At 65.9% G+C, this 15,847-nt stretch carries 13 protein-coding genes; all 13 read left to right on the top strand.

The features are described from left to right. The first annotated feature begins 24 nt into the window (after window positions 1-24). The 13 genes from H7C19_RS35210 to H7C19_RS12260 all read left to right on the top strand — a co-directional run bounded on the left by H7C19_RS35210 (window position 25) and on the right by H7C19_RS12260 (window position 15,837). Window positions 25-576 (top strand): acyltransferase, encoded by a 552-nt coding sequence (locus H7C19_RS35210; protein ID WP_185142948.1) that lies wholly within the window; start codon window positions 25-27, stop codon window positions 574-576. Window positions 577-620: 44 nt separating this feature from the next. Beyond that, window positions 621-1,598 carry a polysaccharide pyruvyl transferase family protein gene (locus H7C19_RS12315; RefSeq protein WP_246469460.1) on the top strand — a complete coding sequence of 326 codons (978 nt, stop codon included), beginning with the start codon at window positions 621-623 and terminating at the stop codon, window positions 1,596-1,598. Further along, on the top strand, window positions 1,595-2,965 hold the full coding sequence (locus H7C19_RS12310) for a sugar phosphate nucleotidyltransferase (RefSeq protein WP_185142947.1): 1,371 nt from the start codon (window positions 1,595-1,597) through the stop codon (window positions 2,963-2,965). Before H7C19_RS12315 ends, H7C19_RS12310 begins: the two co-directional genes overlap by 4 nt. 11 nt (window positions 2,966-2,976) lie before the next feature. Then, window positions 2,977-4,317 (top strand): UDP-glucose dehydrogenase family protein, encoded by a 1,341-nt coding sequence (locus H7C19_RS12305; protein WP_185142946.1) that lies wholly within the window; start codon window positions 2,977-2,979, stop codon window positions 4,315-4,317. 17 nt (window positions 4,318-4,334) lie between these two features. After that, window positions 4,335-7,262, top strand: a complete 2,928-nt coding sequence (locus H7C19_RS12300) for a chitobiase/beta-hexosaminidase C-terminal domain-containing protein (RefSeq protein ID WP_185142945.1) — start codon at window positions 4,335-4,337, stop codon at window positions 7,260-7,262. A gap of 100 nt (window positions 7,263-7,362) precedes the next feature. Continuing rightward, on the top strand, window positions 7,363-8,658 hold the full coding sequence (locus H7C19_RS12295) for a sulfotransferase family protein (protein WP_185142944.1): 1,296 nt from the start codon (window positions 7,363-7,365) through the stop codon (window positions 8,656-8,658). Beyond that, entirely contained in the window at window positions 8,655-10,619 is a 1,965-nt protein-coding gene (locus tag H7C19_RS12290) for an asparagine synthase-related protein (protein WP_185142943.1), read from the top strand. Before H7C19_RS12295 ends, H7C19_RS12290 begins: the two co-directional genes overlap by 4 nt. Before the next feature lie 85 nt (window positions 10,620-10,704). After that, window positions 10,705-10,842: a paeninodin family lasso peptide gene (locus H7C19_RS12285; protein ID WP_185142942.1), complete on the top strand. Its 138-nt coding sequence runs from the start codon at window positions 10,705-10,707 to the stop codon at window positions 10,840-10,842. Between the two features lie 268 nt (window positions 10,843-11,110). Beyond that, window positions 11,111-12,079: an HPr kinase/phosphorylase gene (locus tag H7C19_RS12280; protein ID WP_246469459.1), complete on the top strand. Its 969-nt coding sequence runs from the start codon at window positions 11,111-11,113 to the stop codon at window positions 12,077-12,079. Then, window positions 12,076-12,378, top strand: coding sequence for a lasso peptide biosynthesis PqqD family chaperone (locus H7C19_RS12275; RefSeq protein WP_246469458.1), 303 nt, complete (start codon window positions 12,076-12,078; stop codon window positions 12,376-12,378). The genes H7C19_RS12280 and H7C19_RS12275 overlap by 4 nt, the downstream gene beginning before the upstream one ends. Beyond that, complete coding sequence (locus H7C19_RS12270; protein WP_185142940.1) at window positions 12,378-12,866, top strand: lasso peptide biosynthesis B2 protein; 489 nt, start codon at window positions 12,378-12,380, stop codon at window positions 12,864-12,866. Before H7C19_RS12275 ends, H7C19_RS12270 begins: the two co-directional genes overlap by 1 nt. Then, window positions 12,844-14,016: a nucleotidyltransferase domain-containing protein gene (locus tag H7C19_RS12265; RefSeq protein WP_185142939.1), complete on the top strand. Its 1,173-nt coding sequence runs from the start codon at window positions 12,844-12,846 to the stop codon at window positions 14,014-14,016. Before H7C19_RS12270 ends, H7C19_RS12265 begins: the two co-directional genes overlap by 23 nt. A 15-nt stretch (window positions 14,017-14,031) precedes the next feature. Then, complete coding sequence (locus tag H7C19_RS12260) at window positions 14,032-15,837, top strand: ABC transporter ATP-binding protein (protein WP_185142938.1); 1,806 nt, start codon at window positions 14,032-14,034, stop codon at window positions 15,835-15,837. Window positions 15,838-15,847: the final 10 nt, after the last annotated feature.

Below are 15,847 nucleotides of genomic sequence, written 5' to 3'. Positions count from 1 at the left end.
GAATGGAAGGACGGCATCGCACGTATGCAACTGCGCGGTAGAAGCGTTAGGGATTATATGAAGTACGGCTACCGGGTGCTCCGCGGCGCGCTGTTCAGGCGCAAGACCGACGGATGCGGCCGGCTGCTGCGGGTATGCGGCGCCGTGACGGTATCCAAGTCGAGGCGAGCCCGGCTCGTCCTCGGCAGCCATGTCATCCTGCACCGGGACACCGGGTTCTATCTGGACTCGGAGGAGGCCGTCGTGGAGATCGGAGACCATACGTTCCTCAACCGGAGAAGCGAGGTCATGTGCAAGCGGCACGTTAAGATCGGCAGCCATTGCGCCATCTCGTGGGACGTCACCATCACGGATACCGACTATCACGCGCTGGAGGGTTCGGAGAAGACGCGGCCGGTCACGATCGGGGATCACGTGTGGATCGGCAGCCGGGCGACCATCCTGAAGGGCGTCACGATCGGCGCCGGGGCCGTCGTCGCGGCGGGCGCGGTCGTATCGAAGGACGTGCCCCCGCGCGCCCTCGTGGCGGGCGTCCCGGCGCGGATCGTCCGCGAGAACGTGAGCTGGTCCCTGTGACGGGACGCCGGAGGCAACGATACAAGCGAGAAGGAGACGAATGGATGGAGATCGCACCACTGCCGGCTCACCCTATGGATGAGCTGAAAAACCAGCTCAGGCAGATATTGAACGTCATTCCGCCTGGCTCGAGCATTTATTATATCGACTATCCCGTTCACGCCAACGGCGGCGATCTGCTGATCATGAAGGGGACGGAAGCCTTCTTCAAGGCGAACGGCATCCGGGTCCGCGCGCGGTACAGCGCGCTGGATTTCCCCGACGGGCTCGCCGTGCCGAAGGACCATATTCTCGTGCTCCACGGCGGCGGCAACTTCGGCGATCTGTACCCCGTGCACCAGAAGCTGCGCGAGCGCGTCGTCGCCGGCTATCCGAAGCATCGGGTCGTCATGCTGCCGCAGACGATATTCTACAAGGACGTGCACGAGTTCGAGCGGACCGCGGACATTCTGAACCGCCACCGGGACGTTCATCTGTACGTTCGCGACACGCTCTCGCTGGACATGGCGAGGGACAAGCTGAAGCACTGCAACGTCTACTTGTCCCCGGACATGGCCCACCAGCTGTGGCCGATCCGCGGCGCCGCCGAGCCGGAGCGGGAGCTGCTCCGCTTCCTGCGCACCGATATCGAGAAGACGGCCGGGCAGGAGATAATGGCCGCGGACGGCGCGGGCGATCGCCTGGACTGGTCGACGCTCTACAGCCGGACGGAGCAGCGGTCGATTCGCGCGTTCGGAGACGTGCTGCGGTTCTCCAAGGGCAAGCTGCCTGTCGGCAGAATTTGGAGCAAATACACGGACCGTCTGGTGAACAAGGCGATAGGCCGGTTCGCCCAGTACAGGACGGTGCAGACCTCCAGGCTCCATGGCCATATCCTGTCCTGCCTGATGGACAAGCCGAACGTGCTGATCGACAACGCTTACGGGAAAAACGCCAGCTATTACCGGACCTGGACCCAAGGCATCGCTTCGGCGAGGCTCCTGGCGGAGCCGGCGAACAAGCAGAGCGGAGGGATGGCATGAAAATCGTTCTTCTGTCGGGCGGCTCGGGCAAGCGGCTGTGGCCGCTGTCCAACGATTCCCGCTCGAAGCAGTTCCTGAAGGTGCTGAAGGGCCCCGACGGCCAGCCCGAGTCGATGATCCAGCGCGTATGGCGGCAGATCGAGGACGCCGGCCTGCGGGAGCATACCTACGTGGCGACGGGCAGGTCCCAGGTCGAGATTCTCTACGGCCAGCTCGGCAGCGACGTCCGCCTGATCGCCGAGCCGTCGCGGAGAGACACCTTTCCCGCCATCGCGCTCGCGGCGACCTATCTGTACGCCATGGAAGGCGTGAGCCTCACCGAGACGGTGGTCGTCATGCCGGTCGATCCGTACGTCGACGGCCGGTTCTTCGCGGAGCTCGGGATGCTGGAGCGCGCGCTGGACGCGTCCGCCGCGGATTTGGCGCTGATCGGCGTGCAGCCTACATACCCCTCGGAGAAGTACGGATATATTTTGCCGGGCGCCGAGGACGCGGCGGACGGCCCGTACACGACCGTACGCGGCTTCCGCGAGAAGCCGGCCAGGGCCGAGGCCGAGGCGATGATCGCGCAGGGAGCGTTGTGGAACTGCGGGGTGTTCGCGTTCAAGCTCGATTTTCTGATCAACATCCTGATCGCCCACGAGCTGCCGATCCAGCACGAGGAGATGGCGAAGCGCTACGACACGCTGCCGCAGATCAGCTTCGACTACGAGGTCGTCGAGAAGGCGAACCGGATCGCGGCCGTCCGCTACGACGGGGACTGGAAGGATCTCGGCACCTGGAACACGCTCACCGAGGAGATCGATTCGGCGCTGACCGGCAAGGGCATGATCTCGGCGCAGACGAAGGGCGCGCACGTCATTAACGAGCTGGACGTCCCGATCGCGGTTCTCGGCCTCTCGGACGTCATCGTGGCGGCGAGCCCGGACGGCATCCTCGTGGCCGAGAAGGCGCTCAGCCCGCTGGTCAAGGACCTGCTCAAGACTTCGGAGCAGCGTCCGATGTACGAAGAGCGGCGCTGGGGACGTTATCGCGTGCTGGACTACGCCGTTTATCCGGACGGCCGCGAGGTGCTGACGAAGCGGATCTTCATCGCGGGCGGACGCAACTTGAGCTACCAGTACCACAGCCTGCGGGACGAGGTATGGACCGTGATGGCCGGGAGAGGCATCGTCGTGCTGGACGGGCGGATGTTCGCCTTGTCCGTCGGCGACGTGCTCCAGATTCCCAAGGAGAGCAGGCACAGCGTGCTGGCGGAGAGCGACCTCGAGATCATCGAGGTGCAGACGGGCACGCTGCTGATCGAGGAGGATATCGTCCGGCTCGAGATGGCCTGGGACGAGATCGTTCAACTCTGCGAGACATAGGAGGGTTCCATTTGAAAATCGCGGTTATTGGCACCGGCTATGTCGGGCTCGTGTCGGGCATCTGCTACGCGGAGCTCGGGCACGCGGTCGTCTGCGTCGACAAGGATCCGTACAAGATCGCAACGCTGCAAGGCGGAGGCGTCCCGATCTACGAGCCGGGGCTCGAGGAGCTGTCGCGGCGGGGCGTCGCGGCCGGCCGGCTGCGCTACACGCACGACCTGCAGGAGGCCGTCCGCGGGACCGACCTCGTCATCATCGCGGTCGGCACGCCTCCGCTGCCGAGCGGCGAGGCCGATCTCTCCTATATCGATGCCGCGGCCGCCGAGATCGCGGACGCGCTGGACGGCTATGCGATCGTCGCCGTGAAGAGCACGGTCCCCGTCGGCACGAACGAGCGGGTGCGCGACCTGATCCGCGCCCGGACCGCCGTGCCGTTCGACAGCGTGTCGCTGCCGGAATTCCTGCGGGAAGGCTCGGCCGTGCGCGATACGCTCGAGCCGGACCGCGTCGTGATCGGCGCCGATTCCCCGGCCGCGGCCGAACGGATCGCCGAGCTGCACCGGCCGCTGACGCAGAAGGTCATGGTGACCGACATCCGCAGCGCGGAGATGCTGAAGTACGCGTCCAACGCGTTTCTAGCGACGAAAATCTCGTTTATCAACGAGATTGCGAACATCTGCGAGAAGGTCGGCGCGGACGTCGCGGAGGTCGCCGCGGGGATGGGACTCGACCGAAGGATCGGACCGGCGTTCCTGGGCGCGGGCATCGGCTACGGCGGCTCCTGCTTCCCGAAGGACACGCGGGCGCTCATCCAGATCGCCGGCCACGTCGAGTACGAGTTCAAGCTGCTCCGCTCGGTCGTCGAGGTGAACCGGGACCAGCGCATGCGCATCGTCCGCAAGCTCGAGACGATCTTCGGCGGCGAGCTCCGGAGCAAGACGATCGGGGTGTGGGGGCTGTCGTTCAAGCCGAACACGGACGACGTCCGCGAATCGCCGGCGCTCGAGATCATGCGGCATCTGGTCGATAGCGGCGTGCGGGTGCGGGCTTACGATCCGATCGCGACGCCGAGCTTCCGAGGCCTGTTCGGAGACGGCGGCGTCGTCTGGTGCGACGGGGCGCTCGAAGCCGCGAGCGGCGCGGACGCCTTGTGCCTGCTGACCGAATGGGAGGAGTTCGCGCGGATCGATCTGCGGCGGCTGCAGGAGACGATGCGCCGGCCGATCCTGATCGACGGCCGCAACGTGTTCAAGGAATCGGATCTTGCGGGAACGGCGTTCATCTACTATTCAATCGGCCGTCCGAGCCTGAATCAGGGCATCAGAGAAGAGATGCCGATCCTCCAGTATTGAAGAAGGAGCTCGTCATCATGAAAAGAAAAACGGTCTGGCTCCTGGCGTACGTCATGTTGGTCGTGCTGCTCCCCGCGCACACGTACGGGGACAGCTCCGGCGGCAACGAGATCGAAGTCGACGACCTCGCCGATTGGCAGCAGGCGTACGCGCATTCGAGCACGCTTGCCTTGCGGACGATCGCCGGCGACGACCGGGATCCGACCCGCGTCGCGAGCGGCGGCCCGTCCGTCGAAGAACTGGTTTACCGGGCGGAAGGCAACCTGAAGTCCTTCGCGGTCCATACGTACGGGAAGGCGGACGGCACGGCCGGCCGGTTGAAGTTCCTGATCTCGCCCGACGGCAAGACGTACCGCGGCGTGGTGCCTGACGTGCACGAGGAGCCGGGCGATCCGCCAGCCGTGTCCTATGAATCCAGAGGGTTCCCAAGCGGCACGAAGTACCTGAAGATCGTATTCGAGGGCGGAGGGGCGGAAGCTTCTCCCGAGATTGGCCAGGTGGTGCTGAACGGGCCCTCTGTCGCCTTGGCCAGCAAGCCGTCGGGGCCGGTGCTGTACGGCAGCATGATTCTGCTGAATCCGAAACAGGACGGCGATATCGTCTACTACACGACGGACGGGAGCGACCCGCGCACCTCCCAGACCCGTAAGCCTTACAACTCGCCGATCCCGATCGAAGGCGAGACGCTGCTCAAGACGACGGAGGCGAGCGCGACTGGGGAGTCGCCGTCGTCCGCAGGCGTATCCACGTACGCGTATACGCCGTACCTGCTCGCGGCGCCGCCGCCCGGCATCGCCGATCCGCTGAACGACTTCGGCCTGACCGAAGTCCGCGCCAACGTCTACGTGGCGCACGACAACCCCGACTACTTCGGCAATGACGGGAGCCGCGCGGTACGCGCCACGCTGTCGCCGGGGGTGCTCGTCTACCGGGCCGATTACGAGATGACCTCTTTTTCGGTGCGCAGCTTTTATTTTGCCGGCCAGCCGCTCGAGAAGCTGAAGTTCTACGTTTCGCCGGACGGCAAGCAGTACGGCGAGATCGCCGCCGAATCCTATCCGTCCGGCTTTCCCGTGAGCAATTGGCAGCCGTACGCGTACGAGAATATGTCCCTGCCCGCGGGCACGCGCTATCTCAAGATCGAGATGCTCGGCCAGGCCAAAGCCTGGACGCCGCAGGTGTCCGAGGTGGCGATCAACCTGAACACGGCGTCCGTCATGCTGGCGACGTCCAAGACGGCAAACGGCATGCAGGCCACGCTCTCGACGGAGACCTCCGGGGCGCGCATTTATTACCGGCTGAACAAGGGCGCCAACTATCTCCCGTATTCGGGGCCGATTCCGCTGGAGGGTTACGTCCAGCTGGAGGCGTACGCGGTCAATAACAGCCTTAAGCCGAGTCCGATCCGCAGCTACACGGTCAACGCCGGCAAGGACGTGCTGCTAGACCGGTTCGGCCAGATGGAGGATGCGAGCTTCGCCGGCAAGGTGACCTCCGAGTCGCAGCTTGACGACGACGCGGAAGCCGACGCCGCCTACTATGGCGGCTTGAAAGCGCCCGCAGGCCGCGACGCTTACGGGGGATTGGCCGGCAGCAAGATCAAGTACGGCCTCCAGGCCACCGGCTTTTTCGCGATCCAGCAGATGAACGGGCGTCCGGTCATGACGACGCCGACGGGCAATCTGTACTTCAGCCTGGCGGTCAACGGGGTCACGGCCCACGAGACGTATACGCTCGTCAAGGGGCGGGAGACGAAGTTCGAAGCGGTGCCCCCCTACGCCGGCGAATACAAGCCCGCCTATCTCGGGACGGACAACTTCTCGTTTTTCGTGGCCAACAAGTACCGCAAGACCGGCGTCTTCCCGACGGAGCACGCCATCTACATGGAGGCGATCGAACGGCTGCAAAAATGGGGCTTCAACGGCATCGGCGGCTACTCGCCCGAGAAATACGGCGAAGAGGGACTGTTCCCCTATACGCGCATGCTGCCGCTGGAGGGGATGAGCTGGGCCAAGATCGACGGCCTGTCGATCTTCGATATTTACGCGCCCGGCGCGGAGGCCAAGTTGGACGAGGCGTTCGCCCAGTCAGTCGCCCCGTACAAGGACGATCCGATGCTGATCGGCTACTTCATCGGCAACGAGTACGACTTTCACCGGTTCTACGCCGAGGTGCCGAAGCTTAAGGCGAGCAAGGCGGCGATCAAGGGCAAGCTGGTCGAGCGCCTGAAGGCCAAGTACGTCACGATCGAGGCGTTCAATACCGCGTGGAAGACGAGCTTCGCTTCGTTCGACGAGCTGAAGGAGGCGGCGCTGCCGCTGAATTCGTCGCCGGCCTGGCGGGATATGGACGAGCTGTATACGGATTATCTGGACCGGTTCTTCGGCACCGTGTCGCGGCTTTACCGCAAGTACGATCCGAACCATCTGCTGCTCGGCGACCGATGGATCGTGACGACCTTCCACAACGAGAAGGTGCGGGACATGCTCGCGGCTGCCGAGGGCAAGTACGTCGACGTGATCAGTCTCAACTACTATGCGTACAAAATCGAGACGGACCAGCTCGCCGATCTCTATGCCAAGTCGGGCAAGCCGATCCTCATGAGCGAGTTCGGCTACGGCACGTCGGAGCAAGGGCTGGCGCCGCTGATGAAGAATTCGGCGACGAACCAGTTCCAGCGCGGCATGCGGTACCGGAACTACGTAGAGGGCGTCGCGACGCTGCCGTACGTGGTCGGGGCCAACGTGTTCAACTACGTGGACCAGGCGGGTCTCGGCCGCTACTGGCAGGGCGAGTGGGGGGAGCACTACAACTCCGGCCTCGTCAACGTCGCGGATCGTCCGTACAAGGACTATCTGACCGGCGCGAAGGCGACGAACGACGACATCTACAAGGTCATCCTCGGCGAGCGGCCCAAGTTTTATTACGATTTCAGCCAAAAGTGAAGGTCGCAGCGCATCTAGCGAAAGCGAAGGATTGCGATTCGCGCGGATAGGCGAAGGAAAGGCGAAGGGAAAGCGAAATGAATCGAAGGAGGCGCCCCGGATGGTCGACGCAGCGGGCAACAATCTGGTATTCCTGCTCTGCACGCCGCGGAGCGGCAGCTCCCTGACCACGGTCATGCTGCAAAATCACGGCAGGCTGTTCGCCGCGCAGGAGATGTGGTTTCTGATGAGCCTGCTCGACCTGAAGGCGGCGCAGCGGCGGGCATACGGCGGCGGGGCCATCCTCGAGCGGTTCTTTAACGGCGTGCTGCCGGACGACGCGTTCGCGGACGCGTGCCGGTCGTTCGCGGTCCAGGCTTACAACGGTCTCTTGCGCGGCGGCGGCGGCGCGGACATCGTCATCGACAAGTCGCCCAGATATTATTACCTGCTGGAGTTTCTGGACGCGCTGTTCCCGCGCGCCAGGCGCATCTGGCTCCTGCGCAATCCGCTGGCCGTGCTCGCTTCTTACAAGAAACTTGGCGCGTCCCGCGGCGGCGCGGCGGACCTGGCGGGGCTGCTGGAGGGACCCGCGTTCGACATCAAGGCCGCGGATCTCACGATCGGGCTGATGCGCTACCTGCGCTACTTCGCGAATCCCGACCCGTACGTCTACCGGCTGCGTTACGAGGAGCTGGTGGCCGATCCGCGCGGACAGTTGGACGGCGCGTGCCGGTTCCTCGGCACGGCGTACGAGGAAGGGATGGAAAATTACGGCGCCCGCATGGGGACCGCGAAGTCGGAGCTGTACTTCAGCATGGGCGTCGGCGATCCGAACGTGGCGGACCATGCGGCGCCGCATCGGGAATCCGTGGATGCCTGGAAGGACGTGCTCACGAAGCGGGAGGCGGAGCTGTACGTCCGCCTCCTCGGGGCGCAGGTGTTCGAGGAGCTCGGCTACGGCGAGGCGCTGGCGGTCGCGGAGCGCTGGACGGGCGTCCGCTTCGGGCGGGAACCGGACGAGCGGCTGATGGCGCTGAGAGAGCGGCAGCTGTCGGAGACGACCGGATGCCGCTGGGAGCCGGAGTACGCGATGCGAGCGGGCGCTGGCGGCGGAGCGGCGGCGGGCTCGAAGGGCGTGCCGGACTTGGCGGGCCAAGCAGGCTTCTCGGGCGCGGCGGACGAGGCGGATGGCGCCATGCCGGGTGCGAAGACCGACCCGCGGGTGCTGCAGCTGCAGATGACCGTCCGCGCGCTGGAGCTTCGGCTCGAAGCCGGCATCCGGGAGCAGCGGCATCTCCGCGCCCAGCTCGGCGCCATGAAGCGGAAGGCGGACTGGCTGAAGTCGGCGATTCCCTTCGGCAAGCGTCTCTCACGGTTCGCCTCGGCCTGCATGGCCGGCGGAGGCAAGAAGTGAGCGCGCTCGCGGGCATCGTCCGGTTCGACGGCCGGGCGGCTTCGGCCGCGGACGGCGAAGCGATGATGGACGCCATGGCCCGGTACGTCGCCGACGACGCGCGAACATGGCGGGGAGGACCGGCGTTTCTCGGCTGCCGCATCCGCTGGATCACGCCGGAATCCGTCTTGGAGCGCATGCCGGACGGCGATCCGAACGGGCGGCTGCGTATCGTCGCGGACGCTATTCTCGACAACCGCGCGGAGCTGTTCGAGCGGCTCGAGGTGCCTTCCTTCCGCCGCGGGGCGACGACGGACGCAGAACTGATCCTGCTCGCCTACCGGAGATGGGGGCGGGCGGCGCCCGAACGTCTCGTCGGCGACTTTGCGTTCATGATCTGGGACGAGGAACGCCGGGAGCTGTTCGGCGCGCGGGATCTGTTCGGCAGCCGCTCGCTGTACTACCACATCGGCGCCGGGCGGCTCGCCTTCGCCACGACGATGGCGCCCCTGCTGGCGCTGAAGGACGCGGCGGGCGGGCTGGACGAGGCATGGCTCGCCGAGTTCATGGCGATCCCGGAGATGTTCGAATCGACGGACGCCGGAGCGACGCCGTACCGGGGGATCCGACAGGTGCCGCCGGGCCATTCGATCGTCTTCGCGGACGGCCGGGCGCGGCTCGACGCCTACGGCACGATCGAGCCGGACGAGCCGCTGCGCTTGAAGTCCGACGGCGAATACGAGGAGGCGATGCGCGCCGTGTTCGGAGAGGCCGTCCGCTGCCGGCTCCGCACGCACCGCGAGGTCGCGGCGACGCTGAGCGGCGGCCTCGACTCGGGCGCCGTCGCGGGATTCGCCGCGCGGGCGCTGCGGCAGGAGGGCAAGACGCTGCAGACGTACAGCAGCGTGCCGGCCAGCGGCTTCGCCGATTGGACGCCGGGACACGTGGCTGCGGACGAGCGTCCGTACATCGCGGCGACGGTCCGGCATGTGGGCAATATCGAGGAGACGTACATGGACTTCGAGGGGATCAGCCCGCTCACCGAGGTGGACGAGTGGATCGACCTGCTCGAGTCCCCCTACAAGTTCTTCGAGAATTCCCATTGGCTGAAGGGCATTCACGAGCGGGCGGGCAGCCGGGGCGCGGGCGTGCTGCTGACCGGCGCGCGGGGCAACTTCACGGTCTCGTGGGGACCCGCCCTGGACTACTACGCGCTGCTGCTGAAGCGCATGAAGTGGCTGCGGCTCTCGCGAGAGCTGCGCATGTTCGGCGCGAATAAAGGCATCGGCAGACGGCGTCTGCTGCAGGCCCTGGGCAAGCTCGCCTTCCCGGCGTTGGCGGGCCGTTCGCGGGATGCCGGGGGGGCGGACCTGCCGGCGATGCTCATCCATCCCGACTTCGCCGAGCGCATGGGCGTGTTCGACAGGCTGCGCGGCGGCCCGGACGGCCGTAGCGACGGCGGAGTTCGCGGCCGCGGCGGTTCCGCGGCCGCCGATCCGTTCGCGCTGCGCAGGGACAAGCTCGGCAGCCTCGCGGCCGCGAACAAGAACGGGGCGACGGCGACCAAGCTGTCGCTGCGGTACGGCGTCTGGGAGCGGGACCCGACCTGCGATCTGCGGGTCGTGCGCTTCTGCCTCTCCGTGCCGGTCAAGCAGTACGTGCGAGACGGGATGGACCGCGCGCTGATCCGCAGGGCGACGAAGTCCGTGCTGCCCGACGAGGTCCGGCTCAATCAGCGGGTGCGGGGCGTCCAGGGCGCGGATTGGATTCACCGGGCCGCGCCGATGTGGCCGCGCCTGCTCGACGAGCTGCGGCGGCTCTGCGACGATTCGGCCGTCGCCGGCTATCTCCACGTCGACCGCATCCGCGCCGCCGCGGCGGGGATCGGACGGGAGCCGCGCCCCGAGCTCGCTTTTCACCCGGAGATGAGGCTGCTCCTGCGCAGCGTGATTCTGTACCGCTTCATCAAGCGGCATGCCTGACGGGGCCGAAAGGCTTCGCGCGTTAACCTTTCGAATCGATCCAACACCGTTTGTAAAGGAGGTGATAACTAAGGAGGTGATAACTATGGAAAATCGTGCAAAGCAACAATGGCAAACGCCGGAACTCGAAACGCTGAACGTCAGCGAGACGATGTACGGCAAAGGCATGACCGACATCGACTTCGTCACGGTCGAGGATTTGGACATCTACACGCCGAGCTGAGCAGGCAATCTCGAAGCACCAAAGCGTCCTTATACAGTTCGATCGGACTGTATAAGGACTTCTTTATCGATGCGGAAAGGCCGCATCGCGGGCGGAGGCGCGCGCAGCGGTTAGACGCTCAGGAGGCAATAGCGATAAATGCGTGCGCGTAGATCGACAGTTGGCGGTCTTGCCAGCTACCTGCGCTCAAAGTGTGCGCGTACGCAAGATTTGGCGAGTAGATCGGCTACTTACGTTCAAAGCGTGTGAAATCATCCCAAAGAAAAGGATGAATACGATGATCGATGCGGCATTGGCCGAAAGAACGACGACGGTCCACAGGGCTTTCGGCCTTCGCATGGCGAGCCGGATCCCGCTTCCCGAATTGCCGTTGTCCGGCGACGGAACGGCGGAAGAGGCCGCGGACGTTACGATCGGCACGGCCGATCCGGGGCCGCTTCGGGCCGAGCTCGAAGCCGCCGGCAGCAACTTCTCTCTAACGCGCGACGGCAGCCGGTTCCTGTTCCTCATCCCCGAGACGGCAGTATTCTGCATCGACGAGGGGCGTCAGGTTACGGTCGCGCCGCTGCCCGGCGCGGACGGCGAAAAGGTGCGCGTCTATCTGCTCGGCACGTGCCTCGGCGCGCTGCTCATGATCCGAGGGCTGCTGCCGCTGCACGGCAGCGCGGTCGTGATCGGCGGCAGAGCATACGCCTTCGTGGGCGACTCGGGCGCCGGCAAGTCGACGTTGGCCGCAGCGTTCGTAGGCATGGGGCACCGGCTCGTCAGCGACGACGTCGTTGCGGTAGCCGCAGGCGCCGACGGCGGGCCGGTCGTCATGCCCGCCTATCCGCAGCAGAAGCTGTGGCGGGAGAGTCTCGACGGACTCGGCATCCATGCGGCGCCGTACCGTACGATCTACCGGGAGACCGAGAAGTTCGCAGTGCCGGTCGCCGAATCGTTCTTCGCCGAACCCGTTCCGCTCGCCGGCGTGTTCGAGCTTACGCGGTCGGACGGGGAGGCGATGGGCGTCAGCCCGCTGCCCGTGCTCGAGCGGCTGCGCGTCATGCTGCAGCACACGTACCGGCATGCGCTGATCCCCCGGCTCGGCCTCGCGGACTGGCATTTCCGCGCGGCGTCGGGCATCGCCTCGCGCGTCTCCGTCGGCCGGCTGTGGCGGCCGCTGGCCGGATTCACGGCGCGCGAGCTCGCGGAGACGCTGATTCGTTATAACCAGAGAGGAGAGCTGAGAGCATGAGCGCAAGCTTGACGGACATGATGGAAGCCGGGCGGATCGTCGTCAGGGCAGAGGGCAACATGGTGAGCGACATGAACGGGGAGAAGGTCATGTTCAGCACCCGCACGGGCAAGTACTACAACCTTGGCAGCGTCGGCGGCCGAATCTGGGACCTGATCGCGGCGCCGGTCGTCATCGGCCAGGTGGTCGACGCGCTGGCCGCGGAATACGAGGTCGATCGGGAGGATTGCGAATGGGAGGTCGGCGCGTTCCTGAGGCAGATGTACCGGGAATCGCTGATCGAGGTACGTTCGTTCTGATGCGCCGGCTGAGGACGTTCATGGCCTGGCCCGCGGCGCGCAGGCGGCTCATGCTGGAGGCGCTGTTCTTCCTGGCATGGGCGCGCTTCCTGAAGGCGCTGCCGTTCAAGCGGATCGCGCCGAAGCTTGGCCGTCCGATGTCCGAGACGCCGCACGTGCACGATCTGCCCGCGGAACGCGTCGTCCGGAGCATCTCGGAAGCGGTGCGGGTGATGAGCTGCCATACGTTCTGGGAGAGCAAGTGCCTCGTACAGGCGCTCGCGGCCAAAAAAATGCTGGAGCGGCGCAGCATGGACAGCACGCTCTACCTCGGCACCGCCAAGGACAAGCAGGGGAATCTGATCGCGCACGCCTGGCTGCGCAGCGGCCCGGTCTATCTGACCGGAGGCGGGGAGCGTCGCATGTTCACGACGGTGGCGGTATTCGGAAAGGACTATTCGACTGAAAAGATAGAAGGTGAGAGGCATGAACCAAGCGCTCGGGCTTGATATGACCGCTATTCCCCGGGAGCTGACCGCGATGCTGACGGCGCTGCGGAGCGAAGCCGCGCCAGAGGAGAAGGGCCCGCCGGGGCCTCCGTTGCCGAACATCGATTGGAATCAATTCGTGAAGCTGGTCCGCCATCATCGCGTCTATCCGCAGATTCACGCGGATCCGGACGGCGCCGGCTTGATTCCGTCCGATGTCCTGCAAGCCCTGAGCGGCGACTATACGCAGAACACGTGGCGGATGCTCCGTCTGAGCGGCGAGCTGGACCGCGTGAGCAGGTCGCTGACGAAGCGGGGCGTGCGCTCGCTGGCGCTGAAGGGGCCGGCACTGGCCAGACAGCTGTACGGGGACATCTCGCTGCGGACGTCCAAAGACCTCGATATCCTGATTCCCGTGGACGACCTTAGGCAGGCCGAGCGCCTGCTCCAGGAGCTCGGCTACGAGGCGGACGAGCCGATCCCGTACGGTCTCGGAGATTGGAAGTGGAAAATCCACCATGTCTCCTTCACAAACCCGAACACGGGCATCCAGGTGGAGGTGCACTGGCGGCTGAACGGCGACAACGGCAAGGAGCCGCCGTTCGAGGCGCTCTGGCGCGACCGGCAGGCTTGCGCGCTCTCGGACGGTCTCCATATGCCGGGGGACGCGCATCTGTTCATGTATCTCGTGACGCACGGCGCGCGCCACGGCTGGTTCCGGCTCCGCTGGCTGGCGGATATCGACCGGATGGTCCGCCGAGGCCTGGACTGGGAGGCGATCATTCCGCTGCTCCGGCGCTACCACGCCCTCGATCAGACGAGCCAAGCGCTCGTGCTGGCCGACGCGCTGCTGCATACGCCGGTCCCGGCCCCGATGCGCCCGATCCTCGCCGCCGGGCGCGGACGGGCGCTGGCGGATCGCGCGCTCGGCTTCATCCGCGACCCCGTCGTGCTGACCACCGATCCGAGCGCGGGCGAAGTGTCCAAGACGTACAAGCGGTACTTGTTCGAGCTGAAGACGACGCGGCAAAAGTGGTGGTACGCGGTCAGCCGGCTCTATCCCAGCTTCAGGGACGCCGAGGCGCTGCCGCTGCCGAGGCCCTTGTATTTTCTTTATTTTCCGCTGAGGCCGTTCGTCTGGCTGTGGAGACAGTTCCGGCAGCAAACGTGAGAGCGAGGGACGCGGATGACCGATCTTAGGCATTACTTGAACAGACTGCGCGGCTACGCGGGGATGCGGCTGTACGCCCAGCTCGCCGCGATGGTCGCGCTCGGGCTGTTCGACGGCATCGGCATCTACATGCTCGTTCCGATGCTGGGCCTGCTGGGCCTGCTCGGCGACGACGCGGGCGCCGGCAGCCTCCCGCTGGCCGGGGACTGGTTCGAAGCGCTCCGCGGCCTGCCCGCGGACTACGCCCTGCCCGTCCTGCTGGCGGCGTTCGTCCTGGTCATGACGATGCAGGCGCTGCTGCAGCGGGAGCAGAGTATCCGCAGCGCCCGGCTGCAGCAGGGCTTCGTCCGCCACCTGCGACTGACGCTGTACGAAGCGCTGATGCGCTCGAACTGGATTTTTTTCGTTCGGCGGCGCCGGTCGGACTTTCACCACCTGCTCACCTCCGAGCTGGCGCGGGTCAGCCAGGCGACCTACCTGCTGCTGCAGCTCGTCTCCTCGCTCGTCTTCACGATCATCCAGGTCGGGATCGCCTTCTGGCTGTCGGCGAAGCTGACGGCGATCGTGCTGGTCTGCGGCGCGGCGATCGCGCTCGTCATGCGGCGCAGAATCCGGCGGGCGAAGGACGTCGGCAACCGGACGAGCGAGCTGTCGCAGCGTTATTACGCGGGCTTGACCGACCATTTTAACGGGATTAAGGATATCAAGAGCAACCGTCTGGAGTCGTCTTATCTCGACTGGTTCCGCGCGTTGACCGGCCGGATGGAGTCCAACTTCGCGGACTTCGCGCGGCTGCAGGCCACGACGGCGAGCCTGTACAAGATCTCGGCCGCCGCGTTGATCGCGCTGTTCGCGTACTTGGCCGTCGAGGCGCTGCACGTCGGGGCGGGCGAACTCCTGCTCATCGTCGTCCTGTTCGCCCGGCTGTGGCCCCGCTTCACCGCGATTCAATCCGGGGCGGAGCAGATCGGTTCCTCCATCCCCGCGTTCCGCAGCTTGCGCCAGCTCGAGCGCGAGAGCGCCGAGGCCTGCGAGTCGGCGGAGGCCGAGCCTGCGGAGCGCGCCGAAGGCCTGCAGGTGAAGGACGGCATCGCGTGCCGCCACGTCTACTTCAGGTACGGCGACGAGGACGATGCCGAATACGCGCTGAAGGACGTGTGCCTCCAGATCCCCGCGGGGAAAATGACGGCGATCGTCGGGAAGTCGGGCGCGGGCAAGAGCACGCTCGTCGACCTGCTGATGGGGCTGCTCGAGCCGGAGAGCGGAACGGTGCTGATCGACGGCAAGCCGGCTTTGCGGGAGCGGAGGCTCGCGCTGCGCCACGCCGTTAGCTACGTCGCGCAGGATCCGTTTTTGTTCCACGACAGCATCCGGGACAATCTCCTGGCGGTCCGGCCGGACGCGGGCGAGGACGAGCTGTGGACGGCGCTGCGGTTCTCCGCCTCGGAGGACTTCGTCAAGCGTCTGCCCGAAGGGCTGGACACGGTCGTCGGCGACCGGGGAATCCGGCTGTCGGGCGGGGAGCGGCAGCGGCTCGTCCTTGCCAGGGCGATCCTCCGCAAGCCCTCGATCCTCGTGCTGGACGAAGCGACGAGCGCGCTCGACGCCGACAACGAAGCGCGAATCCAGGAGGCGATCGACAGGCTCAAAGGGACGATGACGATCATCGTCATCGCGCACCGGCTGTCGACGATCCGCGGCGCGGACCAAGTCGTCGTGCTGGAGCGGGGAGAAGCCATCGTGAAGGAAGTAGAACGGCAAGGCCTGACGGGCGAGACGTCCGCAGGCGGCGGGAGCGAACCGTCGGCGGGCGCCAGATAAGGTCCGCGAT

Origin of the sequence: Cohnella nanjingensis (assembly GCF_014212125.1) — a bacterium.
Taxonomy (GTDB): Bacteria; Bacillota; Bacilli; order Paenibacillales; family Paenibacillaceae; genus Cohnella; species Cohnella nanjingensis.
The sequence above is the reverse complement of the archived record's forward strand: the minus strand, read 5'-3'. Positions and strand labels throughout refer to the sequence as shown.